Raw genomic sequence first — 26,089 nt, 5'->3', positions numbered from 1 at the left:
CGCACACCCACACTCCTTATCTCATTGGCAAACCAGTGGCCCGATCAGCGGCACCTGTGCTTCGTTGATATCCAGATCGAACGTTGCCTGGCAGGTACGGCCCTCACCCACAGTGACTTGCAAGGTGTTGTGGGCCGCCAGGTTCTCCAGGTACACCAGGCCATCCCACCCCACCACCGCGCGCGCCCCGGTTTGCTCATGACGCACCTGGCTGCCCAGGGGCAGGTCCTGATGCCGGGCATCCACCAGGGTGATACTGGCCGCGATCACCCGGCGCACCGGGAACTCCAGCAGGTAGCCGCTGCCGCGCCGCACCGCCACGCGCTGCTCGACATTAGGGGTCTGCACGTTGACCGGCAGGTTCAGCGGGTCGATTTCATACTTGCCGCGGTAATAAGCGCTGCTCCACGGCACCAGCAGGTGCCCATTACGGTCGGTTTCCCCCACCAACTGGTTTTCATAGAGCACCGGCACACCGGAATAGCCGTCGGTGCTCACCACCACAAACGCGTCATTGACCTGGTTGGCCGTGAACACCTGATTGTCCATCCACACCAGCGAGCCACTGGCATCCGCCCAACGGGTCTCGGCGTCACTGCTGCCGTACACGCCCGCCTGCAATTGCACCGACTGCATGCGCCAGGTCAGGTCGGCCTGGCGATAGGCCGGGCCGTCGCCACTGGCATACCCCAGGTTGTAGCCCACGCCGCCCTCGGACGGCACCGCCCGGCTGTAGTTGACCCGCTGGCGACTTTCGCCGGCCTGGCTGCGCTCGTTGCTCAAAGCCAGGCTCCCGTAGACGTCGAACGGGATCACCAGTTGCGCCTGCATGGCCCAGTTGCTGTCACCGACCTCACGGTTGGCCGACAGATAGAAACTGGTGTTGCGCCACAGCTGTTTGCTCCAGGTGAGGTTCATCAGCCGGGTGCGGGAGTCATCGGCCGCCTGTACATCGAAATAGCCGGCACCGATGCTGCCGAAATCGTTGAGGTTCAGGCTCAGGGTCACCTGCTCGCTGCGCTTGCTGAGGCTCGCATAAGGCGTGTCGACCAGGGTCAGGTCGGCGTACTGGTCGCGGCGTTCTACTCGCTGGTATGACAGGCTGTAGCGCTGGTTGCTGTATTGATAACCGAAGCTCAGTTGCTGGCCGGTCTCGCCATCAAACTGGCTTTGGCTGAGGGCGGTATTGAGCACCCCGAAGTTGCCCAGCCGCACGTTGCCGCCGAGCCCGCCCAGGGTCAGGTCGCCTGAGGCTTCGGCATGGCTTTCCAGGGTGAAGTAGTCCGACACCCCGTAACGAAACGTGCCGCTGGCCACACCCGGCCCGTAGCCAAAATCCCGAATGGTGTAGTCGCGGCGCAAATTACCGGCCGCCACGGAAAAATCCGACAGGCCTTTTTGCAACAACGTACTGGTGACGTAGAACGGCACGGTGGTCGACACCTGCCGGCCCAGGGCATCGGTGGTGACCACCACCGCTTCGCCGGCGCCGTTGATAAACGGCACGTTGGTCAAGGTGTACGGGCCCGGCTGCAGATCTGCGCTGCTGGATTTGTAGCCATTGATGAACAGGTCCACCGACGACGGCACCGCCGCCTCCCCGGCAAATTGTGGCAAGGGGTAAGTCACCAGGTCCGGGCGTACGCCGAAATCCCGCGACACTTGCACCCCGCCCAGGCGTACCGAACTGCTCCACGGCAATGCGCTGCTGATCACGTCGCCCGCCTCGTAGGTCAGCAGGCGCTCATCGTCGGAAAAGCGCCAGGTGGTGTCATAGCGCCGGTAGCCATTGTTCAAAGTGCTGCCGCTGGCCTGGCCGCCAAAGGTGGTGCGGTATTGGCCGGTATTGGACAAGGTGCCCCAGGTATCGAACAGCCGCACTTCGTTGAAAATGCCCAGGTATGTGCCGGCGTCATCGGTGTCGTTCAGGTAAGCGTCATAGTTGAGCAACGCACCAAAACTGGTGAGTGCCTGGGCGCGCGGGTAGTTGTTGCGGCTGCCGATGAACTGCGCCGGCAACCACGCCGGCGGTACCGTCAGCACCAGGCGCTGGCCCTGGCTGTCGTAATCGGTGTGCAGGCCCGGCAGGTGGTCCAGCGCGACCTCGGTGGTGATCTCGGCCGGCAGCTTCATGCCCACGTCCCGCAAGGTGGCCGCCGGCACAAACAGGCCGCCGGTGCGCTGATCCACGGCCACCACCCGGCCAGTGTCCATCTGGTTGACCACCAGTTCGAGGAACAACTGTGCATCGGCAACAGCCTCCATGTTGCTGGGCGGCGGCGGCAACGGCGCGGCCACGCCAAGCGGCGCAAGCACCAGGCCCGCCAGGCCGCCCACCACCCACACCGATCGCCATCGACTACGAGCCCAACCATGGCTCACCAAGGCATTGTGTCCATCAATGGACATCTCCATCCGTTAAGACCAAGGGCTGCTCCATGCCCTATTCCATTGCGTTACCGTCCCGGCGCAAGGTTCTCCAGTTGCGCTGCGCCATTGACTCGCACCTGCAGCGGCTGATCGCCCGCGACACCTTGTGGCACCGGCCAGCGCATGGTTGCGCCCGGCAGTACATAGCCGAGCAGGCCGTCTACCAGCGGCCGGGTCTGCCCGCCCTGTTTGAACGCCACATCGGTGAGCCGCGCGTGCACCGCGCCCTGGTTGCGCATCTCCACATAGTTGCGCCCGCCGACGGTGACTTTTTTCCAGCTCAGGTCAGGCTTGCCCGCGCCCTTGGGGTCGCGCTGGCGCGTCGCGTCTTCCTTGCTCCACAGGCCTGCGCCGTAGGCGAACAACGGCACCGAATAACGCATCTGAAAGCGGATGGCTGCGGCCGTCTTGCCATCGGCTGCGGGGGTTTCAGGGGTGGCGGCGGGGATTTCGTCGATGATGATCCGATAGGCCAACTCCTGGCCCGGCGGCACTTCCCGGGTCCGGGTCAGGCGCACCAATTGCTTCTGCCCCGGTTCGATCTTCGCCACCGGCGGGCTGCCGATCACGTCGCGCTGGTTCTGGTACTGCTCGTCAAACCCGCCCTGGCTCCAGGCAAATACCCGGATCTGCAGGTTGGCAGTCTCTGTACCGCGGTTCTCCAACCACAAGGCGCTGGCCTGTTGATCGGCCTCCAGCACCGGGTCAATGGGCCAGATCAGCACCGAACTGGCAGCCTGGACCTGCCCGGCGCCCAACGCCACCAGACCGATAAAACCCGCAACCCAATACCGCCGGGAAGCTGCAAACATAGATTCCACTCCTCATGCCAATCGCCTTACCAGGACAGCTGCACCTGCAGCACGTCGCTGTACGTCCCCCCAGGCTGATTACCCGGTAACACCACCCGGCCGTAAATCGGCAGGGTTATATTGTTCGCGTTGCTGTAGGCCACGCTGACGCTTTGACTGATCCCCAGGCTCTGGCTCAGGGCCGCGTCCTGAAACAGCTGGTACGCCACTTGGGCACTGCCGCTATTGAGTTGCATGTGCCGGCCACTGGCGTTGTACAAGCCGCCGTTGACGCTCATGTTCAAGGTGACTCCCGGAGTGCATTGCAGCGTTACCCCGCTGCTCAGCGCCACCGACACCGTGCTGGTGGACAACGACGAATAGCTGCCGAACGCCAGGCTGCCGTAGTTCGTGCCGCCGCCCACCACCAGGCAGCCTGCGGCAATCGTCGCGCTGACCTGGATCGTCTGGCTGGTCACCGCCAGCAACGACAACGGCATCCCCCAACCCGTGATGACCGCCAGCGTCGCCCAGCAGGCCCGCTTCATGGCACTAGAACGTCAGTTGCACCGACACCGTGTCGGTGTAGGTACCCGCCGGCAAACCTGCCTTGCCCACGGCCTGGCCGTAGATGTTCACGGTTTGCGCAACGCCCGTGCTCGCGCCTACGTTGATGGTTCCGTTGATCGCCAGGAGCGTCGAATGCCCGGTGTCGGTGTAGAAGTCATACGGCACATAGTTGGCCACGCCGTCGTACAGCGCCCGGGTGCCGCCCGTGGACTGGCCGTCATGGGAGCCCGCGCCCACGGTGATCACCGGCGAGGTGCCCGAGGAACACTGGATCGACAACGCGCCTCCACCGCCACCCAGCACCTGGCCGGACTGCGTGGTGAACTGGCTGTTGGTGGTACCGAAATTGATCGTACCGAAGTTCAAACCGGTGGTGCCGCCCACGCCGTTGACCAGGCAACTGTTGGTCAGGATCAGCGTGGAGCTGATCTGCCCGGTGACCGTCGTGGCCGCCTGGGCACCCGATACCCAGGCCAGTGCGACCAATGGGAGAACTGCTTTAGATACAAGTGCATGCATGATGTCCATCCTCATGAATTACCAATCCAGAGTCACCGTCAGGGTGTCTGTGTAGATGCCGGCCGGTAGGGCCCTGGTATTCGCCACCACCGAGCCGAATACCGGGATCGGTACCTGTGCGCCCTTGGTCACGACGAAATTGCGTTGCTGGCCGATGCTGTAGGTGCTTCGGCCCGCAGGATCGGCCGACAGCCGATACGGTATGGTTTGCCGGCCATTGCTCAAGCGCCGGGTGATGCCGTCGCCATGGGCGCCGCCGTCGATGGTCACGGTGAAACTGCTCACCACCGACGGGTTGCAGGACACAGCGAGCGCGGCCTTGTCGCCATCACTGATGCCGGCACCCAGGCCCTTGTCCCAAGTGGGTCCGTGGCTGCCGAAATCCAGCAAGGCCGAGCCGCCATCCGGGCTCACCGGCGCGCTGTCGGTGCCTTTGCTCACCTGGCAACTGGCGGTAATCACCAGCCGTGCATGAATCTGCCCGGCCACCGCCGCCTGGGCGTCCTCGGCCAGCAGCAACAGGCCGCCCAGCGCGATGCAGGCCAGGGCGCGGCTTACCATGTCACCGTCACTTTGAGCAGGTCGGAATAACGCCCCACGGCCGGTATTTCCTTGAGCGGCTCGATGCGTCCATAAAGTGGCAAGTCCACCGTGCCGGAATCGGGCACGCGGCCGCTCAACGGTACGTCCACGGCCAAGGGGATGCGGCGTGCGGCGTCGGCATAAATTCGGTAGGGGATGGGTTTGATCGAAGGAGCGGCGGCGCCCAGGTAACGTACTTCGCCGACGCCGCCATGCAGGCCGCCGTCGACACGCATCTGATAAGGCGTATCCGGGTTGCACTCCAGGCGTGGCTGGCGCTGGCTGATCAAGGCTGCACTCAACGGGCCTGCCGGGTCATCCAGCCGGGAGCCGCTGCCGAAGTCCAGTACGCCGAGCTGCTCGATCCCTGCTTCACGCGTGGTGCCGACCAACTGGCACCCCCGCTGCACGTCGATACGCACCTCAACCTGGAGCTGTGCACCATAAACCGTGTTGCAGAGCATCGCGCTCATGATTGCCAAGACTGCGTGTCCCTTCACTGCCCCAAATCCTTATACAGGGGTGACTGCTGTGTATGAGGTTAGTCACTTGAAGGGAATCCGCCAGTCAGGTCGGTGTTTTGGATCCATTGACCCATGCCTTTTCCAGATAGCTCGCGCCGTGCTTCTCTATTGGTCAAACCGCGACCGGCGCTCTAAAGTGAGCGACCACCGAAACACAGAGTGACTGACATTGGCTGCTTTACCGCCCCTGCTCAAACGGTTGCTGGGTAAAACCGCGGCGACCACCGCCGCCCCCGGTATCAGCGCATTCTTCCAGGGCAAGGCCCGGCAACAGGGCTATACCCTCAGTCCAAGCCAGCAACAGGTGATCGAGACCATGTCCCGGCAAACCGACCATCTGCTGGCCGGGCGCCCTACCCGCAGCCTGTACCTGCACGGCGCCGTCGGCCGGGGCAAGAGCTGGTTGCTGGACGGCTTTTTCCAGGCGTTGCCGATTGCCGAGAAACAGCGCGTGCACTTCCACGACTTTTTCGCCCGTCTGCACCAGGGAATGTTTGCCCATCGCCAGCAGCGCGATGCATTGGCCGTGACCCTGGATGAGTTGCTCGATGGCTGCCGCGTGCTGTGCTTCGACGAGTTTCACGTACATGATATCGGCGATGCGATGCTGATCAGCCGCCTGTTCAAGGCCCTGTTCCGGCGCGGAGTCTGGGTGCTGGTAACCTCCAATTATCCGCCCGCCGGGTTGCTGCCGAACCCCTTGTACCATCAGCGGTTCAAGCCGGTGATCGAGCTGATCAGCGCGCGCATGGACGTCATGGAAGTCAGCGCCCCCCAGGATTTTCGCAGCCTGGCCCAGGCCCATGGCGATCAGCGGTTCAGCGCTGGCCAGTTCGTGTGGCCGGGGACTGCCGCGCAACGCCAAGCCCTGGGCCTGCCGTCAGCGGATCAGGCCCCGGTCAGCCTGACCGTCGGAGCCCGGCAATTGACTGCCCGCTGGCACCAGGACCGCAGCATTGCCTTCACCTTCAGCGACCTGTGCGAACAACCGACCGCCGTCATGGACTACCTGCAGCTGTGCCGCGACTATGAACGCTGGATCATCGACGGCCTGCCGCACCTGGCGGACTGTCCGATTGCCGCCCAGCAACGGTTCATCAACCTGGTGGACGTGCTCTACGACCAGGACAAGCAATTGGTGCTGATCGGCGAGCAGCCGCTGGAGCAATCCCTGAGCGGCCAGGCCATCGATTTGGCGCGCACCGCCAGCCGCCTGGGGCAGTTGCAGAAGATCGGGCCGCAACCCGCTATCATGAGCGCCATTCACGCCCCTATTGCCGAGTGACGCGCCGTTCATGGATACCCTTGCCCAACTCAAGGCCGGCCAACTGGCCGGTATCAAACGCCTGGACCTGCGCTGTGGGCTGACCGAGTTCCCCCGGGAAATCTTCGACCTGGCCGACTCCCTGGAAATCCTCAACCTGACCGGCAATGCCCTGAGCAGCCTGCCGGATGACCTGCACCGCCTGCCCCATTTGCGCGTGCTGTTCTGTTCGGAAAACGCCTTTACCGAACTGCCGCAATGCCTGGGCCAGTGCGCGCAGTTGAGCATGATCGGCTTCAAGTCGAACCAGATCAGCAGTGTCCCGGCGACGTCGCTGCCACCCTTGCTGCGCTGGCTGATCCTCACCGATAACCACATCAGCCAATTGCCGGACGAACTGGGTGAACGGCCTTTGCTGCAAAAACTGATGCTGGCCGGTAACCACCTGGAGCAGTTGCCGCAAAGCCTCGCCCAGTGCAAAAACCTCGAACTGATCCGCATCGCCTCCAACCGCATGACCCGCCTGCCGGACTGGTTGCTGGCCTTGCCGAGCCTGACCTGGCTGGCCTACGCCGGTAATCCGGTAGAGATGGCCGTGGAAGAGGCCCGCCATGACGCGACGCCGAATATTCCCTGGTCCGAGCTGGAATTGAGCGAAGTGCTGGGTGAAGGCGCTTCCGGAATCATCCGCAAAGCGTACTGGGCCCCGTCAAACGGGCCGGTCAAGGCGGTCGCGGTCAAACTCTATAAAGGCAGCATTACCAGTGACGGCTCGCCCCTGCACGAAATGCACGCCTGCATCGCCGCCGGACTGCATGCCAACCTGATCAAGGTAGAAGGCCGTGTCGTCGACCACCCGGAAGGCCAGGCGGCGCTGGTGATGCAACTGATCGAACCGAGCTACCGCAACCTTGCGGCGCTGCCGAGCCTGGCGTCGTGCACCCGGGATATCTACGAGCCCGGCACCCGTTTCAGCGCAGACGTTGCGCTGCGCATGGCCCGGGGCATCGCCTCGGTGGCGGCGCACCTGCACGCGCAAGGCATCACCCACGGTGATCTGTACGGCCACAACATTCTGTGGAATGAAGCCGGTGAATGTCTGCTTGGGGACTTTGGTGCAGCGTCGTTTCACGCCACGGTCGACAGCCAGGAAACCCGCGCGTTGCAGCGCATCGAAGTCAGGGCGTTCGGGGTGTTGCTGGGAGAATTGCTGGAAAGGATTGATGCGGGGTTGAGCGAGGAAAAGCGCGTGGCGCTGGAAACCTTGCGGGACAACTGCTGCCAGCCGGATGTGTTGGCCCGGCCTGGGTTCGAGGAAATCACAAGCTTGTTGCAGTCTTCCAAACTCCACTAAACCCAATGTGGGAGCGGGCTTGCTCGCGAATGCGGTGTGTCAGTCAATAGATACTTGGCTGGTACATCGTATTCGCGAGCAAGCCCGCTCCCACATTTGGACCGGGTTCACATCAAATCAGAATTAACCCGCCAACCCGACGAACATGTCCTGCACGTCATCATGGTTGTCCAGGCCTTCCAGGAAGGCTTCGACTTCAGCCATCTGCTCATCGCTCAAACCGCTCACCGGGTTCTTCGCGATGTAGCCGAGCTTGGCCGACAGCACGGTGAAACCCTGCTCCGGCAAGGCTTTCTGCACGGCGTCCAGGTCAGTGGTCTCGGTGATGAACAAGGTCGTGCCCTCTTCTTCGCCTGCCTCGAAATCCTGGGCACCGGCCTCAATCGCGGCCATTTCCGGATCGGCTTCCGGGCTGTCCGGCGAGGCTTCGATCAGGCCCACATGGTTGAAGTCCCAGGCCACGGAGCCGGAAGCGCCAAGTTGGCCCTTGCGGAACGCCACGCGGATTTCCGCCACGGTGCGGTTGATGTTGTCGGTCACGCATTCAACGATCAGCGGCACCTGGTGCGGGGCAAAACCTTCGTAGGTTACGCGGTGGTATTGCACGGTCTCACCGAGCAGACCGGCGCCTTTCTTGATCGCGCGTTCCAGGGTTTCCTTGGGCATCGAGGCCTTTTTGGCCTGCTCCACCACCAGGCGCAAATGTGCGTTGGTAGCAGTGTCGGCACCGTTGCGGGCGGCAATGGTGATCTCTTTCACCAGCTTGCCGAAGATCTTGCCCTTGGCATTGGATGCCGCTTCTTTATGTTTGACTTTCCACTGTGCGCCCATGACTCACTCTCTTCTGTCCATCGCGCCGAAACGTCTACTGGCCGGCGCTTTGGGGGCAGAGTTTATAGCGCTGAAACACTCTAATCCACCAAAAAACCGGCCATGCCCCTCAGGTCCGCAAGGGATTGATGGCGCGCTCACGGTCGGGCACGAAGTCGCCCACCTGCGCCAGCACCGCCGGCCTGGCGTTCCAGTAGGGCATCAACACCAGCGAGGAAAACAACGCGGCGCCGGCAAACACGATAAACACCGTGACGGTGTCGAAGTAGCCCGGCAACAAGCCGCCCAGGACTGCACCCACCGAACCGCAGCCGTTGACGAACCCCGCCGCCGTCGCGCCGGCCTTGGCGGTGCCGAAGTCGATGGCGGCGGTGCTGCTGATCATCGAGTCCGGCCCGTACAGGGTCAGGCCCATCACAAACAGCAGCGCCATCACCAGCGCCACACTGCCGGTGTGCAAGGCGCCCATGAACAACGCCAGGGCCACGGTCAGTGCCAGCAGGCTGAGGACACAGGCCGGCATGCGCCGGGCGCCGAACAGTTTGTCGGACGCCATGCCGATCATGATCGGCCCCAGCAACCCCGCCAGCTCGAACGCCGTCGGCACAATCGCCGCGCCGACCTTGCCCACCGACGGCATCTGCTCATACACAATCACCGGCCCCCACAACAGGATCGCGTAACGCGCCGGTTTCAACAGGAAGTACGCCAGCCCCAGGGTCAACACAGTACGGTTGCGCAAGATGGCCCGCAGCGGCTCCAGCACACTGGCGTTCTTCTCGGCGGCAGTCTGTTCCGGTTCCGGCTCCACTGCCGGTAACCCCACATCCTGTGGCGTGTTGCGCTGGAAAATGAAAAACAGCACCGCGACCACGAAGACCACAGCCGCACTGGAGATAAATGCCGCATGCCAGGTGCCGATCAGCGTATACGCCCACCATCCGGCAAACGGCGACGCCACCAGGCCACCAAAGGCGTAGCACGAGCTCCATAAACCCAGCACCCGGCCACGCTGCTGCGCCGGGAAGAAACTGCCAAGGTTCTTGCACAGCCCGGACCAGCCGGTGGACTGGGCCAGGCCCTGGATCAACATGCACGTGACAAAGATCGGTAACGTGGCAAACGTGCCCATCACCAGGGCGGCGGCGGCTGAAATCAGCAACCCGCCGAGTACCACCACACGCGGCCCGAAACGGTCGGCGAGCATGCCCCAGGTGAATTGGCCAACGGCGTAGGCCGCCAGGTAGATGCCATCCAGGTTGGCCATCATCATCTTGTCCAGCGGGAAACTCGGGTCGTCGACGATCCCCAGCTTGGCCACCGAAAAAGCCTTGCGGGTGAAATAGAAGGCCGCGTACGCCAGCCAGGTGATGGCGAAAATCTGCACGCGCCAACGCTTGATGTGACTCAAGGGAGTATTCATGGTGGTTCTGACCTCAGGTGTGAGTGTGCCGGCAGAATGAAAAGCAAACGCCTGTATTTTTATTGTTGAGCACTGCAGTACCGGCGCTTGGAGGGGCGCGGTATTGGTCAGATGAGTCCCGCTGGTGAGCACGCAGAAGACCCATGGCCGCCGAAGGTGTAGGACTCGACCTACGGCGACTGGGGCTATCAAAGCAATGGCTGACTAATAGGTAAAATCGATTTATCGTATTTCAAATATAAGCTGAGCTTGTAAGAGGATTCGCGATGTCGGTGTCTCACGCGCAACTCAAAGCCTTCCATGCGGTGGCCGTACACGGCAGTTTTACCCACGCCGCCGAACGCTTGTTCCTCAGCCAGCCGGCCATTTCCGATCAGGTGCGCAAGCTTGAGGAACGTTTCGGCGTGCTGCTGTTTCATCGCAACAAACGTTCGGTGCGCTTGACCGACCTCGGCGAGCGCCTGTTGAGCATCACCCAGCGTCTGTTTGCCGTCGCGGCGGAAGCCGAAGAGCTGTTGCAGGATTCCCGCGCCTTGCAAACCGGCACCCTGACACTCGCGGTGGACGCCCCGGTGCATGTGCTGCCGCAGATTGCGCGCTTCTGCCAGTTGTACCCGGGCATCAGCGTGAAGATCGAAACCGGCAACACCGATGAATCACTGTTTCGCCTGTACAACTACCAGGCCGACCTCGCGCTGCTGGGGCGCGATGTGGACGACGAGCGGCTGCTGTCACTGCCGCTGCCCGATGACCAATTGCTCGCGTTTGTCGCCCGCAACCACCCGTGGGCGGGCCGCGAGTCGATCTGCCTGGCGGACCTGGACGATACGCCGCTGGTGTTGCGGGAAATCGGCTCGGTGACCCGCCAGACCCTGGAGCAGGAAATGCACCAGGCCGGGCTGCGCATTCGCCCGGCGATCCAGGTGGAAGGCCGCGAAGCCGCGCGGGAGGCGGTGGTGGTGGGGATTGGCGTGGGCGTGGTGTCGGCTGCGGAGTTTGGCGCAGATTCGCGGGTGTATGCGATGCCGATCCGTGACTGTACGCAGCGGATGAAGGAAACACTGGTGTGCTTGAAGGAGCAGAGTTCGCGGCGGGTGGTGGCGACGTTTCTGGAGATTGTGCGGGAAAGTTTGCGGTGAAGTTGAGGGCCCCTTCGCGAGCAAGCCCGCTCCCACAGTTGACCGAGTTCTACCGATGGAACGCGGTCGAATGTGGGAGCGGGCTTGCTCGCGAAGGGGCCAACTAGATCTCAAGCCAACACCCTCTAAGGCGCCAACTCGAAAAACGCCTGAATCAACCGCAACTCCCGGCGCCGCTCCATGCACCCGATCACATGCCGGTTCACCAGCCCCTCGCCCTGGATCGGAATCGCGTGCACCCGCGGATCCCGGCTGACTTCCATCGACGACACCACCCCAACCCCCAACTCGGCCGCCACCGCTTCCGTCACCGCCTCACGGCTGTCCAGTTCCAGCAACACCCGGGGCTGCACGCCGGCCTGGGCGCAGGCATCGTCAAAGGTCCGCCGCGTAATCGAGCTGGGTTCACGCAACACCATGATCACCTGATCCAATTGCTCCAGCCGAATCCCCGCAGGCTCCGCCAGCCACGGATGGCCGGCCGGCACCAACGCGCAAATCCGTGACTCGATTAACGGCTGCAAGTGCAGGCCCTTGCGCGGCTCCACCTCGGTCAACACCGCCACATCGGCGCGCTCCGACAACAGCGCCGCGAGGGTTTCCTGCGCATTGCCCAGGCGCAAATTGACAGTAATCCCCGGATACCGCTGCCGTAGGCTGGCCAGCATCGGCATGACCATGTGCGGCCCATCCGCCGCCACTTCCAGGCGCCCGGTAAGTAATTGCCGGTTGGCCTCCAGCAACGTCTGCGCCTCTTCCACCAGGCCGAAGATCGCACGGGTGATCGCCGCGAGTTTGGTGCCCTCCTCGGTCAACTCCACCCGCCGCGCGGTACGCCGCAGCAGCGCGATCTGGTAGTGCTCCTCCAGCGCCTTGATATGCCCGGTCACCGCCGGCTGGCTGATAAACAGGCGCTCGGCCGCCCGGGTAAAACTGCCCTCGCGGGCCACCGAATCAAACGCACGCAGTTGAAACAGGTTCATAGCTATCGGCCTCACTGATAGCTCGCATAACAACAAACAATTTGATTGATGACAAGCCAAACTGCAATTTAGGCGCCGTAACTTCATCCCAATGTTTTGCGAGGACACACGAATGAGCACTGCCGCGCCGATCCTGCTGACCCCGGGGCCCTTGACCACCTCGGCCCGCACCCGCCAGGCCATGATGGTCGACTGGGGTTCATGGGATGACCGCTTCAATCAACTGACCGCCAGTCTTTGCGAGCAACTGCTGGTGATCGTCAACGGCACCGCCAGCCACCATTGCGTGCCATTGCAAGGCAGCGGCACCTTTGCCGTGGAAGCGGCCATCGGCACCCTCGTGCCACGGGACGGCAAGGTGCTGGTGCTGATCAACGGCGCCTACGGCAAGCGCCTGGCGAAGATTTGCGAAGTGCTCGGCCGCGAGTTCAGTACCTTTGAAACTGCCGAGGACGAACCCACCACCGCCGCCGACGTCGACCGCCTGTTGCACGCCGACAGGGGCATCACCCACGTCGCACTGATCCATTGCGAAACCAGCACCGGGATTCTCAACCCGTTGCCCGAGATCGCCCAGGTCATCGCCCGCCACGGCAAGCGCCTGATTATCGACGCCATGAGCTCCTTCGGCGCGCTGCCGATCGACGCCCGCGAGGTGCCGTTCGACGCGCTGATCGCCGCCTCCGGCAAGTGCCTGGAAGGCGTACCGGGGATGGGTTTTGTGTTCGCTGAAAAGCAGGCGCTGGCTGCAGCCCAAGGCAACTGCCACTCCCTGGCGATGGACCTTTTCGACCAGCACAGCTACATGGCCAAGACCGGCCAATGGCGCTTCACACCGCCGACCCACGTGGTGGCGGCGCTGCACGAAGCGCTGCTGCAATACAACGAAGAAGGCGGCCTGCCCGCCCGGCACCAGCGCTACGCCGACAACTGCCAGGCATTGCTGGACGGCATGGCCGAACTGGGCCTGCGCAGCTTCCTGCCCGCCGCGATCCAGGCGCCGATCATCGTTACCTTCCACGCGCCGAAAGATCCGCGCTACCAGTTCAAGGAGTTCTACGAACGGGTCAAGGCCAAGGGCTTCATCCTTTATCCCGGCAAATTGACCCAGGTGGAAACCTTCCGCGTAGGCTGCATCGGCCATGTGAACCAGGCCGAGATGCAAGCCGCGGTCGCGGCGGTAGCCGAGGTGCTGCAAGAAATGAACGTGCTCGACATCTGACTGCCCACTACTCACAGGATCTGAACCATGAACTACGCAAACCCAACCCAGCTTCAGGCCGCGATCCTCGACTGGGCCGGCACCGTGGTCGATTTCGGCTCGTTCGCGCCCACGCAGATTTTTGTCGAAGCCTTCGCCGAGTTCGACGTGCAGGTCTCCATCGAGGAAGCCCGTGGCCCGATGGGCATGGGCAAGTGGGACCACATCCGCACCCTGTGCGACCAGCCGCAGGTGGCCGAGCGTTACCGCAAAGCCTTCGGCCGCACACCGACTGACGATGATGTGACCGCCATCTACCAGCGCTTCATGCCGCTGCAGATCGAGAAGATCGCCGAGCACTCGGCATTGATCCCCGGTGCCCTGGACACTATCGCCAACCTGCGCCAGCAAGGGATCAAGATCGGTTCGTGCTCCGGCTACCCCAAGCAGGTGATGGACAAGGTGGTCGAACTGGCTGCCACCAATGGCTATATCGCCGACCACGTGGTCGCCACCGACGAAGTACCCAACGGCCGACCATGGCCGGCCCAGGCCCTGGCCAACGTGATCGCCCTCGGGATCGATGACGTAGCGGCCTGCGTGAAGATCGACGACACCGTGCCGGGCATCCTCGAAGGCCGTCGCGCCGGGATGTGGACCGTGGCGCTGACCTGCTCGGGCAACGCCCTGGGCCTGACCTACGAGCAGTTCCGCGCCCTCGACGCCGGCACACTCGCCAGCGAACGCACGCGTATCCAGGCCATGTTCGAAGGCTCGCGCCCACACTACATGATCGACACCATCACCGACCTGCCTGCGGTGATCGCCGACATCAACCAGCGCCTGGCACGGGGTGAAATGCCGCAGGGCAACTGATCGAGATCAAAAGATCGCCTATACACCCTCCTCTCACGGGCAAACCTCGTAAAACAGGCTTACATTGAAAGGACTCCGTCGCGAAAGAACGGAGGTTTGCCCTGATGAGTGAGGAAGAAAGCGATGCCCTGGAAAAATTCCGATACGCGTTACAGCACCATGTCGATTGCGTTGCACTGGCTGATGGTGGTGCTGCTGGCGGTGGTCTACGCCTGCATTGAGTTACGCGGGCAGTTTCCCAAAGGCAGCGGCGCACGTACGTTGATCGTGGAAATGCACTTCATGTTCGGCCTGACGGTGTTTGTGCTGGTGTGGCTACGGTTGTTCGCCCGCAGCCTGGGCGTTGCACCGAAGATCGTCCCTGCCCCGCCGCAATGGCAAACCCTCCTCGCCACCCTGATGCACATGGCGCTGTACGCCTTGATGATCGGCATGCCCATCGCCGGCTGGCTGATCGTCAGCGCCGAGGGGCATTCGGTGATGTTCTACGGCATCGAGTTGCCGCCGCTGATTGCCGAGAACAAAGCGTTGGCCAAGGAAATTGAAAACTGGCACGTGCTGTTCGGCAAGATCGGCTACTGGCTGATCGGGCTGCATGCGTTGGCCGGATTGGCCCATCACTATGTGCTGCGAGACAACACTGCATTGAGAATGATGCCCGGCAAGAGAGGGAACCTTCAGTAAGCCCACGGATTGAATGTGGCAGCTGGCTTGTGGGGGAGCTGGCTTGCCTGCGGTAGCATCACCTCGGTGCCACTGATACACCGCGGTGTCTGCATCGCAGGCAAGCCAGCTCCTACATTAACCGGGTGCAACAGGGAAACCCCGGCGGCCCTGCAGGCCACCGGTGTGGACGAAGATCAGGCGGGTGCCGGGGGAAAATCTCCCGGCTTCAATCTGTTGTTTCAACGCCAATAACGCTTTGCCGGTATACAGCGGCTCCAGCGCCAGGCCACAGGCTTGCTCGGTAGCGTCGATAAAGGCCAGCAACTCCGGATCAACCTTGGCAAAGCCGCCCCGGCTGGCCTCCAGCAATTCATAACCCTGCTGCACAAGCGCCTGCACCTGTTGCGCCACCCCGTGGTCGTCGGGCACCGCCAGGGCGCCATATACCGGATGCGCGCCCGCCTCCGCCAGCACCAATCCCGCCAATGTAGTACCGGTGCCTGCCGCCAGCCACCAACCGTGATAGTCCGTCCAGCCCAGGCCGTTTAATTGCGCCTGCGCCTGATTCACCAAAACCCCGCAACCCAACGCGCCCGCCAGGCCCCCGCCGCCTTCAGGTACCGGGTGCAGGTGCGGATACTGCTCGCGCCAGGGCAGCCAGAAGTCCGGCTCGTTGCGCGCGCGATAGCCGCCATACCCCAGCCAATGCAGTTGCATGCCGAAGGCCTTGAGGTCGAGCACCGTGGGCGTGTCTTGTGGATGGCCACGCAGCAAGCCAACGGTAGGAAAGCCGAAGCGTTTCCCGGCCGCCGCCAGTGCATGCAGGTGATTGGAGTAAGCGCCGCCCAGGCTGATGATCCCCCTGGCGCCCGCCGCCCGGCCTTGCGCCAGGTGCTCGGTGAGCTTGAACCACTTGTTGCCGCTGATCAGCGGGTCGATGCGATCCAGGCGCAGTACGGCGACTTCCACCGGCCCCATCCAGTCCAGCTTCAGGGGTTCAAGGGGCGCGTGGGGAAGCCAGTCGAAAGGACCCATGAGGGCGGTTCTGCACAAGAAAAGGGGCGGTAGTCTACCACCGCCCCTTTTACGTGCTTACAGCTCGGCCGCCAGGCGCGAACCCTGGTTGATGGCGCGCTTGGCATCCAGCTCGGCCGCCACGTCCGCGCCGCCGATCAGGTGCACGTTCTGCCCGGCCGCCACCAGGCCATCCTGCAATTCCCGCAGCGGGTCCTGCCCGGCGCAGATCACGATGTTGTCCACCGCCAGCACCTTCGGTTCACCCTCGGCGCCGATGCGGATGTGCAGGCCCTCATCGTCGATCTTCAGGTACTCGACGCTGTTGAGCATCTGCACCTGCTTGTTCTTCAAGCCGGTGCGGTGGATCCAGCCGGTGGTCTTGCCCAGGCCGTCACCGACCTTGGAGGTCTTGCGCTGCAACAGGAACACTTCACGCGCCGGCGCATGGCGCTCGGGCTTGATCCCGGCCACACCGCCGCGGGCTTCCAGGTGGGTGTCGATGCCCCACTCTTTCCAGAACGCCTCGCGGTCCAGGCTGGTGGACACGCCCTGGTGCACGAGGAATTCCGAGACGTCAAAACCGATACCGCCGGCACCGATCACCGCCACGCGATGGCCCACCGGCTTACGCTCCAGGATCACGTCGAGGTAGCTTAATACCTTGGCGTTTTCCACACCGGGAATCGCCGGAATACGCGGCGCGATGCCGGTCGCGAGGATGATCTCGTCATAACCGCCCGCAACAAGCTGCTCAACGTCGACCCGGGTGTTCAGGCACAGTTCGACGTGAGTGGTCTGCAACTTGCGCTTGAAGTAGCGCAGGGTCTCGAAGAACTCTTCCTTGCCCGGCACACGCTTGGCGATGTTGAACTGGCCGCCGATCTCGCTGGCCGAATCGAACAGCGTCACCTGATGCCCACGCTCGGCGGCGACGGTGGCGGCCGCCAGGCCCGCAGGACCGGCACCGACCACGGCGATTTTCTTGATCTGCTTGACCGGCAGGTAGTTGAGCTCGGTCTCGTAGCACGCACGCGGGTTGACCAGGCAGGTGGTCAGCTTGCCGCCGAAGGTGTGGTCCAGGCAGGCCTGGTTGCAGCCGATGCAGGTGTTGATCTCATCGGCGCGGCCTTCGGCAGCCTTGTTGACGAAGTCCGGGTCGGCGAGGAATGGGCGAGCCATCGAGACCATGTCGGCATCGCCTTCGGCCAAAATCTGCTCGGCGATTTCCGGGGTGTTGATCCGGTTGGTGGTGATCAATGGAATCTGCACCGCACCGCGCAACTTCGCGGTGACCTTGCTGAACGCGCCACGCGGCACCTTGGTGGCGATGGTCGGGATCCGCGCTTCGTGCCAGCCGATGCCGGTGTTGATGATGGTTGCACCGGCCTGCTCGATGGCCTTGGCCAACTGCACGATCTCTTCCCAGGTGCTGCCGCCTTCCACCAGGTCGAGCATCGACAGGCGGAAGATGATGATGAAATTCGGGCCTACGGCTTCGCGCACCCGGCGCACGATTTCCACCGGCAGGCGCATGCGGTTTTCGTAGCTGCCACCCCAACGGTCGGTGCGGTGGTTGGTGTGGGCGGCGAGGAACTGGTTGATGAAGTAGCCTTCCGAACCCATGATTTCCACGCCGTCGTACTCGGCGACCTGGGCCAGCACCGAGCAGGTGACGAAATCATTGATCTGTTTTTCGATGCCTTCTTCGTCCAGCTCTTTGGGCTTGAACGGGTTGATCGGCGCCTGGATTGCGCTCGGTGCCACCTGCTTCGGGCTGTAGGCATAACGCCCGGCGTGGAGGATCTGCATGCAGATCTTGCCGCCCGCCTCGTGCACCGCCCGGGTGACGATCTTGTGCTTCTGCGCTTCTTCGTCGGTGGTCAGCTTGGCCGCACCGCCATACACCCCGCCTTCATCGTTGGGGCCAATGCCGCCGGTGACCATCAGGCCCACGCCGCCACGGGCACGTTCGGCAAAATAGGCCGCCATGCGCTCGAAGCCACCGGGTTTCTCTTCAAGGCCGGTGTGCATCGAGCCCATCAGGGTACGGTTGCGCAGGGTGGTAAAACCCAGGTCCAACGGGGCCAGCAAGTGCGGGTAGGCAGCAGCGGTCATGGTACAGCTCCACAACGGATCATCACGGGACGTGGAGCGCTCGAATGGCACTCCATCGGTTTATGTCCCACAGACTAAGAGTCCGCCGGCTGGCGCTCAATGACCGTAAGTGACAACTTAATGATCAAAGTGCGCAGCAGAAAGCATGGCAGCGGTAATTTTCTCCTGTTTCTGCCCCTGCCCAATCATCCAGCGTTGAAACCCACGGCACTGCTGTTTGTGCAGGGTATTGGGGTGCCAACTCAGGTAGTACGGCGCCGCCAGCGGCACGGCGAACCGCCAGGGAATCACCAGCCGACCGGCGCGCAGGTCCCCGGCGATCATTGAGAACTGCGCCAGCACGATGCCTTGCCGGTCGATGGCCGCCTGGATCGCGGTAATCGATGATGAGTAATTGCGGCGGATCACGATGGGCTGGCCGGTTTGCCCTTCCAGCTCGCTGAACCATTGGGTCCACGAAGGCGGCGAATCGAATTTGGGCCGCGAGTCGATGCCGATCAGGCGGTAATCGAGCAAGTCCCGCGCGCACGCAACCCGTTCCAGCAACTGCGGTGAACAAGTGGGCACCACACAATCGCGGAACAGCGGCACGCTATGCCCGGCATGCTCGGGGTGCTCGCCATAACCGATGCGAAAGTCGGCACTTTCCTCCCCCGATGCATCATCGAGGGTGCTGTCGAGGTAGATGTCCAGGTCGGTTTCGTCCTGCCCCCACTCGTCGATCAGCGGCGACAGCCATTTGGTCATCAGCGAAGGCAGGCAACTGATATACAGGTTGTTGGGATTCTTCGCCCGCTCGGCCTCGGCCACCGCCAGCCTGAGTTCTTCGAACGCCGCGGTGCAGCGGGCGTGCAGGCGTTCGCCGACGCTGTTCAAGCGCAGGCGCTGGCCGTCCTTGAGCGTCAGCTTCATGCCCAGGGCATCTTCGAGCAGTTTCATTTGCTGGCTGACAGCGCCCACCGAGATCCCCAGGCGAATCGCCGCCTGGGACATACCGGCGCAGTGGCCCACCACTTCAAACACTTGCAACGCGCGCAACGGCGGTAAACGGCTCATGGGGGAATCTCGCGACTTCAGCAGTTTAGATTTTCTACTAAAAATAACAGAAAACCTCATATTTTCTTCAGCTAGTGCAACCCGTAGAGTGAAACCACTTCCCACCCCATTGCGTTACGCCCTGCTGGAGTCGCTGATGAAAACCCTGCCTGAACAAATTACCCATGTCGTGTTAGGCGACAGAGAACCCAGCATCGAAGAGTTCGTGGCGATCGCCCGCTATTCGGCCACTGTTTCGTTTGCCGACAGTTACAAGAACCGGGTTAAAAAGTCCCGTGGGTTGATCGAGCGATTCCTCGATGAAAACCGTTTGGTGTACGGCGTGACCACCGGTTTTGGCGACAACGTGCGGCATGTGATCTCGCCGGAAAACGCCAAGGAACTGCAAGTCAACATCGTGCGTTCCCACGCTGTTTCCGTCGGCGAACCGCTGGTGCGTGAACAGGTGCGGGCGATCCAGTTGATGGTGTTGATCAGCCTGGGCAAAGGCTACTCCGGGGTGCGCCTGGAACTGCTGGAACTGATCGCCGGCCTGCTCAACCACGACGTGGTGCCCTTTGCGCCGGGCGAAGGCTCGGTGGGTTACCTCGCGGTAGAAGGCCACCTGGCCCTGGTGCTGCTCGGCGAAGGCCGCGCCAGCGTCAAGGGCGGTGCACTGGTGGATGGCGCAACCGCCCTGCAACAGGTCGGCCTGCAACCGACCGACCTGCAGTGCAAGGAAGGCCTGGCGATGTTGAACGGCACCACGTCGGTGACCGCCATCGCCACACTGGCGCTGTACAACGCCATGCAGGCTGCGGACCTGGCGGACGTGGCGGCGGCCATGTCGCTGGAGGCGCTCAAGGGCACCATCCGCGCGTTCGACCCGCGCTACCACTCGATCAAGGCTCACCCCGCACAGGCCGCAACCGCCGCCAACATCAAGGCTATCCTGCACGACAGCCAGCTCATCGCAGACAACATCGATTACCGCCTGCAGGACGTCTACAGCCTGCGTGCCATCCCCCAAGTGCATGGTGCTTCCCGGCAGTTCATCAACTACGCGCGGGAAACCATCGAGCGCGAAATCAATTCTTCGGGCGACAACCCGGTGATTTTCCCGCTGGACGACGGTGACGGTATCGCGATTTCCGGCGCCAACTTCGACGGCACCTACATCGGGATTGCAGCCGACACACTGTGTGTGGCGCTGACCAACCTGGCGAAAATTTCCGAGCGCCGGACCGACCGCATGATCAACTCGCACTTCAGCGAAATGCCGGCCTTCCTGGTGCGCAACCCGGGCCTGAACAGCGGTTACATGATCGTCCAGTACACCGCCGCCGGGCTGTACGCCGAGATGAAAACCCTGTCGATGCCGTCGTCGATCGACAGCGTCTCGACCTGCGGCAACCAGGAAGACCCGGTCAGCCTGGCCTACAACGCGGTGATCAAGGCCTACAAAGTCTCGCAAAAACTCCAGTCGGTGGTGGCCATCGAAGTGCTGGTCGCGTGCCAGGCCCTGGATTTCCACGATGTGAACAAGGCATCGACCGCGACCAAGGCGGTCTATGACCTGGTGCGCAGTGAAGTGCCGGTGGCGGATAACGACCGCGCGTTTTACGCTGACATGGCCAGTGTGATTGACCAGGTGCGCAGCGGGAAAATCAACGACCTGGTGGCCCATCACCTGAACTGACAACCACGCCGTCAAACGGCCTGCCCTCCTTTTCGGACGGCGGGCCTTTGCCATTTTTGGCGCAGACAAAGCGATACCCGGGGACCTTGCCAATGCTTCAACCCAAAGACGTTCTACACCTGCTCGACACCTGCTCCATTGCCTATGAATACGTGGAACACAGCGCCGTGCGCACCTGCGAAGAAGCCGACAAACTGGACATCGGAATCAGCGGGCAGGCGGTCAAGAACATCTTCCTGTGCGATGCCAAAGGCTTGAATCCCACCCTGGTGGTGCTCAAGAGCGAGCAGCGCCTGGACCTGCGTACACTCTCGCAAACCCTCGGCCTCAAGGGCGTGAGATTCGCCTCGCCGCGCCGCCTGATGGAAACCCTGGGCGTGGAGCCGGGAGCGGTGTCATTGCTGGGGTTGTGCAATGACGTGCAGCGCGCCACCCAGGTTGTGATCGCCGAAGAGGTGTGGAACGGCGACAGGATTCTCTGCCATCCGCTGGTGAATACCGCGACCCTGTCGATCGCAGTCCGCGATATGGCGCGACTGCTTGAGCACCTGGGATTCACGCCAATACTCACCGCGAACCCTGCCCCCACGCCTGACACCTGACAGCGCACGGGTGGGTGCAAAACGCTACCTATCGACCCAAAACAGGGCGAAAAAACCGCGCACATTTTCTAACCATGTTTAATTTCCTTGAAAATCAACAGGTTATTTATTTTTAAAAGCTGGCAAATATTTTGCAATGACATGTATGTACATGTGGAGTCATGTGCAGACTGGAGAGCGAATCGGCCAGTCCCCAAACCTGTATGCGTTCGAGAAAAAAGTCCTAAGCCCACATCAAAACATTGGTAGGAAATAGAAATGACCGCTAAAAAATCGAATTGGTTAGGCTCTGTTGCTGTAGCGACCCTAGTGATGGCAAGTGCTTCCGGACTGCAGGCAAAGGACTGGACGTCCGTGAACATCGCGACCGAGGGCGCGTACGAGCCCTGGAACCTGACATTGCCAGGCGGGAAGATCAGTGGTTTCGAGCCTGAGCTGATGGACTACCTGTGCGCCAAGATGAAGCTGCAGTGCAAGATCACCGTGCAGAACTGGGATGGCATGATTGCCAGTCTCAACGCAGGGAAGTTTGATGTGTTGATGGATGCGATCGTTATCACTGACGACCGTAAGCAGGTCATGGATTTTTCGATTCCCTACGCGCAGACGCCGGCCAACTTTGTCGCGCAGGATGCGGCGTTGCTGCCGGGTAAAACCGGGGCGGCGAATGCGATTACGCTGAGTGCTGATCCGAAGGCGATTCACGATGCGATCGAGCCGTTGCGTCAGGCGCTGAAGGGTAAAACCATCGGGATCGCTTCAGGCATCATTTACACCAAGTTCATTGATGAGAACTTCAAGGACGTGGCAACGATTCGTGAGTACAACACGTCGGCCGATGCGATTCTTGATCTGCAATCGGGCCGTATTGACGCGATTTTTGATGACGTTACGTTCCTTGATTCGATCATGTCCAAGCCTGAGAACAAGGGGCTGGCGTATACCGGGCCGCAGATCAAGGGCCCTATCTGGGGTGATGGCGAGGGCCTGGGTTTTCGCAAGAGCGATCCGGAGTTGAAGGCCAAGTTTGATGCGGCTTTGAAAGAAGCGATTGCTGATGGGACTGTTAAGAAACTCAGCGAAAAATGGTTCAAGGTGGATTTGACGCCTAAGTCCTGAGGCGTTCCTGGTTGGGGTGGGGGCATATCCGTTATTTGGGTGATGGCTTGTATTGGTTCCGCTCTTACANNCCGGCCGGCTTGAGTGTTGTGAAGCAAAGGCACAAGCAAAAATCAAAAGCGGGCACGGTCCACTGTAGGAGCTGGCTTGCCGGCGATGGCATCAACTGGGTGTACCTGATACACCGAGGTGTCTGCATCGCCGGCAAGCCAGCTCCTACAGAAAAGCAGCTCTGCCTTCGCTCTGGATCTTGCCTTTGCTTTTAACACTCCACTACTCCGCACTACGCTGCGTATGACTCGATACAAACTGCCGAAACCGCTCAGTCGGCAACCCCTCAAACAACTCCGCCGGGGTGCCCTGGGCATCAATCAACCCATTGGCCATAAACACCACCCGATTGGACACATGCCGCGCAAACCCCATCTCATGGGTCACCACCAACATGGTCCGCCCTTCCTCGGCCAGCGACCGCATCACCCGCAACACCTCCCCCACCAACTCCGGGTCCAGCGCCGACGTCGGCTCATCAAACAACATTACTTGCGGGTTCATCGCCAACGCCCGGGCAATCGCCACCCGCTGCTGCTGCCCACCCGACAAATGCGCCGGGTAATAATCACGGCGATCATAAAGCCCCACCTTGTGCAGCAGTTGCTCAGCTTCCTCCACACACTCGGCCTTCGAACGCTTGAGCACCCGCATCGGCCCCTCGATGACATTTTGCAAAACCGTCATATGCGACCACAGGTTAAAACTCTGGAACACCATGCCCAGCTTGCTGCGCATGGTCTCCACCTGCCGCGTGCTGCCAGGCAACAACCGACCGTTGCGCTGGCGCTTGAGCTCGATGGTTTCGCCGTCGAGCACAATACTGCCCTCGTCCGGGGTTTCCAGCAGGTTGATACAACGCAGGAAAGTGCTCTTGCCCGAACCGCTGGCACCGAGGATGGAAATCACGTCACCTTTGTGAGCCTCCAGCGAAATCCCCTTGAGAACCTGTGCCGAACCGAAAGCCTTGTGAATGTTGTTAACCGTAAGGGCGCTCTGAATCTGAGTACTCATGACAAGCTCCGCTGCAATCAGGAATGAGAAATAGGTTCGGGGGTTTGCTTGACCGGCACGTCTTTCGGCCGCTCACGCAGATGGGGCGACAGACGATGTTCAATCCAGGCCACCACACGCACCACCAGGAAGTTCAGGATCAGATAGATCAACGCCGCACAAATGAACACTTCCATGGTGCGGTAGGTACGCTGGATGATTTGTTGCGCCACGCCGGTGACGTCCCACACGGTGACCAGGCTGGCCAGCGCGGTGGACTTGACCAGCAAGATGGCCTCGGTGGAATAGGCCGGAAGCGCCTGGCGCAAGGTGACCGGGCCGATCACTCGCCACAGCAGGGTCCAACGCCCCATGCCTACCGCCTGCCCCGCTTCGATCTGCCCTTGAGGCACGCTCAGCAGGCCACCGCGAATGATTTCAGCGGTGTAGCCGGCGGTGCACAGCGCCAGGGAGACCACGGCGCAGCCATAAGGCGACCTCAACACCACCCACAGGAAGCTGTCGCGAATCGCCGGGAACTGCCCCAGGCCGTAATAGATCAGGAACATCTGGATCATCAGCGGCGTGCCGCGAAACAGCATGATGTAGAAACGCGCCGGGTAGCTGAGGAATGGCCAACGGCTGACGCGCATGGACACCACGCCCAGCGACAGCAGCAACCCCAGGGTCAGGGACGAAAAAAACAAGGCCAGGGTGATGGGCAAGGCACCCAGCAACTTGAGCATGGTGTCGGCAAGAAAGGCGAAATCGATCATGGCAAACGGTCCCTTCTCACGACTGTGCAGGATTGCGCCGCTGCGTACGCTGTACGCGCGCTTCGGCAATATTGAAAAGACGGCCCGAAAGCCCGGTCAGAATCAGGTAGCACACGCCGCCGACGATGTAGAACGTGAAGTACTGGCGCGTGGAACCCGCCGCCACCTGGCTGGCGCGCATCAGTTCCACCAGGCCAATCACCGAAATCAGCGCGGAGTCTTTCAGGCTCATTTGCCAGACGTTGCCCAGGCCAGGCAGCGCGTACCGCCAGATCTGCGGGATCAGCACCCGGCGAATCCGCGTTGCGCGGTTCATGCCGATCGCCAGTGCTGCCTCAAGCTCACCCTTGGCCACCGCGATAAAGGCACCGCGATAGACCTCAGCCTGATACGACGCCGAGATCAATCCGACGGCGATGGCCCCCACCATGAACGGCGGGACATCGACATAGCCTTCACCGCCAAACCAGTGATTGACGGCCGTCACCACACTGGCACCGCCGAAATAGAACAGGTAGATCACCAACAGCTCCGGAATCCCCCGGAACAGGATGGAATAGGCATCCCCCAGGTATCGCAAGGCACGCTTTTTGGAAAGCTTGGCCATGGCCACCAGGCTGCCGACCAGCGCACCGACCACCAGCGCCGCAAGGGTCAACAACACGGTCATGAGGGCGGCCTTGAGCAAGGCCATCCCCCAACCCGTGTCGCCAAAACTGAGCATCTGCATGAGACTCATCAAGTCACTCCTACCGAAAACACATAAAGCACCGGAACCTTGAAATCCGTCTCAACCTGCCCGACGTCCATGAAGCAAAGGGTGCAACTGCCTGCCTGGTTTACTTGACCATCGGCAGGTTCAAACCCTGCTCCTTGGCGCAATCAATCGCGATCTGGTAGCCCGCATCCGCATGACGCATCACGCCGGTCGCCGGGTCGTTGTGCAGCACGCGCGCGATACGCTCGGCGGCTTCGTCGGTACCGTCGCAGACAATCACCATGCCCGAGTGCTGGGAGAAGCCCATGCCGACGCCGCCGCCGTGGTGCAACGAAACCCAGGTCGCGCCGCTGGCGGTGTTGAGCAAGGCGTTGAGCAGTGGCCAGTCGGACACGGCGTCGGAACCGTCCTGCATCGATTCGGTTTCACGGTTGGGGCTGGCCACCGAGCCGGAGTCCAGGTGGTCGCGGCCGATCACGATGGGTGCCGACAGCTCGCCGCTGCGCACCATTTCGTTGAATGCCAGGCCGAGCTTGGCGCGCTGGCCCAGGCCAACCCAGCAGATACGCGCCGGCAGGCCCTGGAAGCTGATGCGCTCGCGGGCCATGTCCAGCCAGTTGTGCAGGTGCGCGTCGTCCGGGATCAGCTCTTTGACTTTGGCGTCGGTCTTGTAGATGTCTTGCGGGTCGCCCGACAGCGCAGCCCAACGGAACGGGCCGATGCCACGGCAGAACAGCGGACGGATGTAGGCCGGGACGAAACCCGGGAAGTCGAAGGCGTTTTCCACGCCCACTTCTTGCGCCATCTGACG

At 61.9% G+C, this 26,089-nt stretch carries 25 protein-coding genes; 9 read left to right on the top strand and 16 right to left on the bottom strand.

Annotated elements, in window-relative coordinates; genetic code table 11:
- Nucleotides 1-21 precede the first annotated feature (21 nt).
- Genes HX786_RS08330 through HX786_RS08305 form a run of 6 tightly spaced genes read right to left on the bottom strand, consistent with a single transcriptional unit; the run spans nucleotide 22 to nucleotide 5,356 of the window.
- Complete coding sequence (locus HX786_RS08330) at nucleotides 22-2,415, bottom strand: fimbria/pilus outer membrane usher protein (protein WP_178911930.1); 2,394 nt, start codon at nucleotides 2,413-2,415, stop codon at nucleotides 22-24.
- Nucleotides 2,416-2,456: 41 nt separating this feature from the next.
- Nucleotides 2,457-3,242: a molecular chaperone gene (locus HX786_RS08325; RefSeq protein ID WP_003212447.1), complete on the bottom strand. Its 786-nt coding sequence runs from the start codon at nucleotides 3,240-3,242 to the stop codon at nucleotides 2,457-2,459.
- 26 nt (nucleotides 3,243-3,268) lie between these two features.
- Nucleotides 3,269-3,769 carry a spore coat U domain-containing protein gene (locus HX786_RS08320; RefSeq protein WP_008431486.1) on the bottom strand — a complete coding sequence of 167 codons (501 nt, stop codon included), beginning with the start codon at nucleotides 3,767-3,769 and terminating at the stop codon, nucleotides 3,269-3,271.
- A 4-nt stretch (nucleotides 3,770-3,773) separates the two neighbouring features.
- Complete coding sequence (locus HX786_RS08315) at nucleotides 3,774-4,310, bottom strand: spore coat protein U domain-containing protein (protein WP_032898768.1); 537 nt, start codon at nucleotides 4,308-4,310, stop codon at nucleotides 3,774-3,776.
- Nucleotides 4,311-4,328: 18 nt separating this feature from the next.
- Nucleotides 4,329-4,871 carry a spore coat protein U domain-containing protein gene (locus HX786_RS08310; RefSeq protein WP_003212440.1) on the bottom strand — a complete coding sequence of 181 codons (543 nt, stop codon included), beginning with the start codon at nucleotides 4,869-4,871 and terminating at the stop codon, nucleotides 4,329-4,331.
- Nucleotides 4,865-5,356 (bottom strand): spore coat U domain-containing protein, encoded by a 492-nt coding sequence (locus HX786_RS08305; protein ID WP_177056027.1) that lies wholly within the window; start codon nucleotides 5,354-5,356, stop codon nucleotides 4,865-4,867. The genes HX786_RS08310 and HX786_RS08305 overlap by 7 nt, the downstream gene beginning before the upstream one ends.
- A gap of 229 nt (nucleotides 5,357-5,585) precedes the next feature.
- Here HX786_RS08305 and zapE point away from each other — a divergent pair, with 229 nt between their 5' ends.
- Both zapE and HX786_RS08295 read left to right on the top strand, forming a co-directional pair.
- Nucleotides 5,586-6,701, top strand: a complete 1,116-nt coding sequence (gene zapE / locus HX786_RS08300) for a cell division protein ZapE (RefSeq protein WP_177037125.1) — start codon at nucleotides 5,586-5,588, stop codon at nucleotides 6,699-6,701.
- A 10-nt stretch (nucleotides 6,702-6,711) separates the two neighbouring features.
- The gene (locus HX786_RS08295) at nucleotides 6,712-8,034 is read left to right on the top strand and encodes a leucine-rich repeat-containing protein kinase family protein (protein WP_178911928.1); all 1,323 of its coding nucleotides are present in this window, start codon (nucleotides 6,712-6,714) and stop codon (nucleotides 8,032-8,034) included.
- Nucleotides 8,035-8,157: 123 nt separating this feature from the next.
- Here HX786_RS08295 and HX786_RS08290 read toward each other — a convergent pair whose 3' ends face one another.
- Together HX786_RS08290 and HX786_RS08285 are read right to left on the bottom strand one after the other, a co-directional pair.
- Nucleotides 8,158-8,865 (bottom strand): YebC/PmpR family DNA-binding transcriptional regulator, encoded by a 708-nt coding sequence (locus HX786_RS08290; protein WP_102369528.1) that lies wholly within the window; start codon nucleotides 8,863-8,865, stop codon nucleotides 8,158-8,160.
- A 109-nt stretch (nucleotides 8,866-8,974) separates the two neighbouring features.
- Complete coding sequence (locus HX786_RS08285; RefSeq protein ID WP_008431477.1) at nucleotides 8,975-10,288, bottom strand: MFS transporter; 1,314 nt, start codon at nucleotides 10,286-10,288, stop codon at nucleotides 8,975-8,977.
- A 266-nt stretch (nucleotides 10,289-10,554) separates the two neighbouring features.
- Between HX786_RS08285 and HX786_RS08280 the strand changes: the two genes are divergently transcribed.
- Nucleotides 10,555-11,427 carry a LysR substrate-binding domain-containing protein gene (locus tag HX786_RS08280; RefSeq protein ID WP_003212428.1) on the top strand — a complete coding sequence of 291 codons (873 nt, stop codon included), beginning with the start codon at nucleotides 10,555-10,557 and terminating at the stop codon, nucleotides 11,425-11,427.
- A gap of 125 nt (nucleotides 11,428-11,552) precedes the next feature.
- Here the strand turns inward: HX786_RS08280 and HX786_RS08275 are convergent, their stop codons facing one another.
- Complete coding sequence (locus HX786_RS08275; RefSeq protein WP_178911927.1) at nucleotides 11,553-12,410, bottom strand: LysR substrate-binding domain-containing protein; 858 nt, start codon at nucleotides 12,408-12,410, stop codon at nucleotides 11,553-11,555.
- Between the two features lie 112 nt (nucleotides 12,411-12,522).
- Between HX786_RS08275 and HX786_RS08270 the strand changes: the two genes are divergently transcribed.
- From HX786_RS08270 to HX786_RS08260, 3 genes are all read left to right on the top strand, one after another.
- A complete protein-coding gene (locus tag HX786_RS08270) occupies nucleotides 12,523-13,632 on the top strand; it encodes a 2-aminoethylphosphonate--pyruvate transaminase (RefSeq protein ID WP_134327002.1) in 1,110 nt (369 codons plus the stop codon).
- 27 nt (nucleotides 13,633-13,659) lie between these two features.
- Nucleotides 13,660-14,487: a phosphonoacetaldehyde hydrolase gene (phnX, locus tag HX786_RS08265; protein ID WP_003212423.1), complete on the top strand. Its 828-nt coding sequence runs from the start codon at nucleotides 13,660-13,662 to the stop codon at nucleotides 14,485-14,487.
- Between the two features lie 123 nt (nucleotides 14,488-14,610).
- Nucleotides 14,611-15,171 (top strand): cytochrome b, encoded by a 561-nt coding sequence (locus tag HX786_RS08260; protein ID WP_087694658.1) that lies wholly within the window; start codon nucleotides 14,611-14,613, stop codon nucleotides 15,169-15,171.
- A 117-nt stretch (nucleotides 15,172-15,288) separates the two neighbouring features.
- On the opposite strand, the gene HX786_RS08255 is transcribed toward HX786_RS08260, so the two are convergent.
- From HX786_RS08255 to HX786_RS08245, 3 genes are all read right to left on the bottom strand, one after another.
- A complete protein-coding gene (locus HX786_RS08255; protein ID WP_087694657.1) occupies nucleotides 15,289-16,188 on the bottom strand; it encodes a 1-aminocyclopropane-1-carboxylate deaminase/D-cysteine desulfhydrase in 900 nt (299 codons plus the stop codon).
- Nucleotides 16,189-16,245: 57 nt separating this feature from the next.
- Nucleotides 16,246-18,285, bottom strand: coding sequence for an NADPH-dependent 2,4-dienoyl-CoA reductase (locus HX786_RS08250; protein WP_003212416.1), 2,040 nt, complete (start codon nucleotides 18,283-18,285; stop codon nucleotides 16,246-16,248).
- Nucleotides 18,286-18,402: 117 nt separating this feature from the next.
- Nucleotides 18,403-19,341, bottom strand: coding sequence for a LysR substrate-binding domain-containing protein (locus HX786_RS08245; RefSeq protein WP_003212414.1), 939 nt, complete (start codon nucleotides 19,339-19,341; stop codon nucleotides 18,403-18,405).
- 136 nt (nucleotides 19,342-19,477) lie between these two features.
- Between HX786_RS08245 and hutH the strand changes: the two genes are divergently transcribed.
- The 3 genes from hutH (at nucleotide 19,478) to HX786_RS08230 (ending at nucleotide 22,740) form a co-directional block, all read left to right on the top strand.
- The gene (gene hutH, locus HX786_RS08240; RefSeq protein ID WP_023658981.1) at nucleotides 19,478-21,019 is read left to right on the top strand and encodes a histidine ammonia-lyase; all 1,542 of its coding nucleotides are present in this window, start codon (nucleotides 19,478-19,480) and stop codon (nucleotides 21,017-21,019) included.
- Nucleotides 21,020-21,111: 92 nt separating this feature from the next.
- On the top strand, nucleotides 21,112-21,621 hold the full coding sequence (locus HX786_RS08235; protein WP_178911926.1) for a prolyl-tRNA synthetase associated domain-containing protein: 510 nt from the start codon (nucleotides 21,112-21,114) through the stop codon (nucleotides 21,619-21,621).
- Nucleotides 21,622-21,975: 354 nt separating this feature from the next.
- Nucleotides 21,976-22,740: a transporter substrate-binding domain-containing protein gene (locus HX786_RS08230; protein WP_003212408.1), complete on the top strand. Its 765-nt coding sequence runs from the start codon at nucleotides 21,976-21,978 to the stop codon at nucleotides 22,738-22,740.
- A 273-nt stretch (nucleotides 22,741-23,013) separates the two neighbouring features.
- Here HX786_RS08230 and HX786_RS08225 read toward each other — a convergent pair whose 3' ends face one another.
- The 4 genes from HX786_RS08225 to hutU all read right to left on the bottom strand — a co-directional run.
- Nucleotides 23,014-23,805 carry an ABC transporter ATP-binding protein gene (locus HX786_RS08225; protein WP_003220035.1) on the bottom strand — a complete coding sequence of 264 codons (792 nt, stop codon included), beginning with the start codon at nucleotides 23,803-23,805 and terminating at the stop codon, nucleotides 23,014-23,016.
- A 17-nt stretch (nucleotides 23,806-23,822) separates the two neighbouring features.
- Nucleotides 23,823-24,560 (bottom strand): ABC transporter permease, encoded by a 738-nt coding sequence (locus tag HX786_RS08220; RefSeq protein WP_003220033.1) that lies wholly within the window; start codon nucleotides 24,558-24,560, stop codon nucleotides 23,823-23,825.
- Nucleotides 24,561-24,576: 16 nt separating this feature from the next.
- Entirely contained in the window at nucleotides 24,577-25,299 is a 723-nt protein-coding gene (locus HX786_RS08215) for an ABC transporter permease (RefSeq protein ID WP_003220032.1), read from the bottom strand.
- Between the two features lie 100 nt (nucleotides 25,300-25,399).
- Nucleotides 25,400-26,089: urocanate hydratase (gene hutU / locus HX786_RS31860; protein WP_256735214.1), on the bottom strand; the 690-nt coding region annotated here is incomplete at its 5' end.

This window comes from Pseudomonas sp. 21615526, from assembly GCF_013386245.1.
Lineage (GTDB): Bacteria > Pseudomonadota > Gammaproteobacteria > Pseudomonadales > Pseudomonadaceae > Aquipseudomonas.
Note: the sequence above shows the minus strand (reverse complement) of the source record. Positions and strands in the feature narration are given on the sequence as shown.

Coding starts and splice junctions, on each gene's coding strand:
- HX786_RS08330 (WP_178911930.1), bottom strand. CDS start 2,415: ATGGAGATGTCCATTGATGGACACAATGCCTTGGTGAGCCATGGTTGG.
- HX786_RS08325 (WP_003212447.1), bottom strand. CDS start 3,242: ATGTTTGCAGCTTCCCGGCGGTATTGGGTTGCGGGTTTTATCGGTCTG.
- HX786_RS08320 (WP_008431486.1), bottom strand. CDS start 3,769: ATGAAGCGGGCCTGCTGGGCGACGCTGGCGGTCATCACGGGTTGGGGG.
- HX786_RS08315 (WP_032898768.1), bottom strand. CDS start 4,310: ATGCATGCACTTGTATCTAAAGCAGTTCTCCCATTGGTCGCACTGGCC.
- HX786_RS08310 (WP_003212440.1), bottom strand. CDS start 4,871: ATGGTAAGCCGCGCCCTGGCCTGCATCGCGCTGGGCGGCCTGTTGCTG.
- HX786_RS08305 (WP_177056027.1), bottom strand. CDS start 5,356: ATGCTCTGCAACACGGTTTATGGTGCACAGCTCCAGGTTGAGGTGCGT.
- HX786_RS08295 (WP_178911928.1), top strand. CDS start 6,712: ATGGATACCCTTGCCCAACTCAAGGCCGGCCAACTGGCCGGTATCAAA.
- HX786_RS08290 (WP_102369528.1), bottom strand. CDS start 8,865: ATGGGCGCACAGTGGAAAGTCAAACATAAAGAAGCGGCATCCAATGCC.
- HX786_RS08285 (WP_008431477.1), bottom strand. CDS start 10,288: ATGAATACTCCCTTGAGTCACATCAAGCGTTGGCGCGTGCAGATTTTC.
- HX786_RS08280 (WP_003212428.1), top strand. CDS start 10,555: ATGTCGGTGTCTCACGCGCAACTCAAAGCCTTCCATGCGGTGGCCGTA.
- HX786_RS08275 (WP_178911927.1), bottom strand. CDS start 12,410: ATGAACCTGTTTCAACTGCGTGCGTTTGATTCGGTGGCCCGCGAGGGC.
- HX786_RS08270 (WP_134327002.1), top strand. CDS start 12,523: ATGAGCACTGCCGCGCCGATCCTGCTGACCCCGGGGCCCTTGACCACC.
- phnX (WP_003212423.1), top strand. CDS start 13,660: ATGAACTACGCAAACCCAACCCAGCTTCAGGCCGCGATCCTCGACTGG.
- HX786_RS08260 (WP_087694658.1), top strand. CDS start 14,611: ATGCCCTGGAAAAATTCCGATACGCGTTACAGCACCATGTCGATTGCG.
- HX786_RS08255 (WP_087694657.1), bottom strand. CDS start 16,188: ATGGGTCCTTTCGACTGGCTTCCCCACGCGCCCCTTGAACCCCTGAAG.
- HX786_RS08250 (WP_003212416.1), bottom strand. CDS start 18,285: ATGACCGCTGCTGCCTACCCGCACTTGCTGGCCCCGTTGGACCTGGGT.
- HX786_RS08245 (WP_003212414.1), bottom strand. CDS start 19,341: ATGAGCCGTTTACCGCCGTTGCGCGCGTTGCAAGTGTTTGAAGTGGTG.
- hutH (WP_023658981.1), top strand. CDS start 19,478: ATGAAAACCCTGCCTGAACAAATTACCCATGTCGTGTTAGGCGACAGA.
- HX786_RS08235 (WP_178911926.1), top strand. CDS start 21,112: ATGCTTCAACCCAAAGACGTTCTACACCTGCTCGACACCTGCTCCATT.
- HX786_RS08225 (WP_003220035.1), bottom strand. CDS start 23,805: ATGAGTACTCAGATTCAGAGCGCCCTTACGGTTAACAACATTCACAAG.
- HX786_RS08220 (WP_003220033.1), bottom strand. CDS start 24,560: ATGATCGATTTCGCCTTTCTTGCCGACACCATGCTCAAGTTGCTGGGT.
- HX786_RS08215 (WP_003220032.1), bottom strand. CDS start 25,299: ATGAGTCTCATGCAGATGCTCAGTTTTGGCGACACGGGTTGGGGGATG.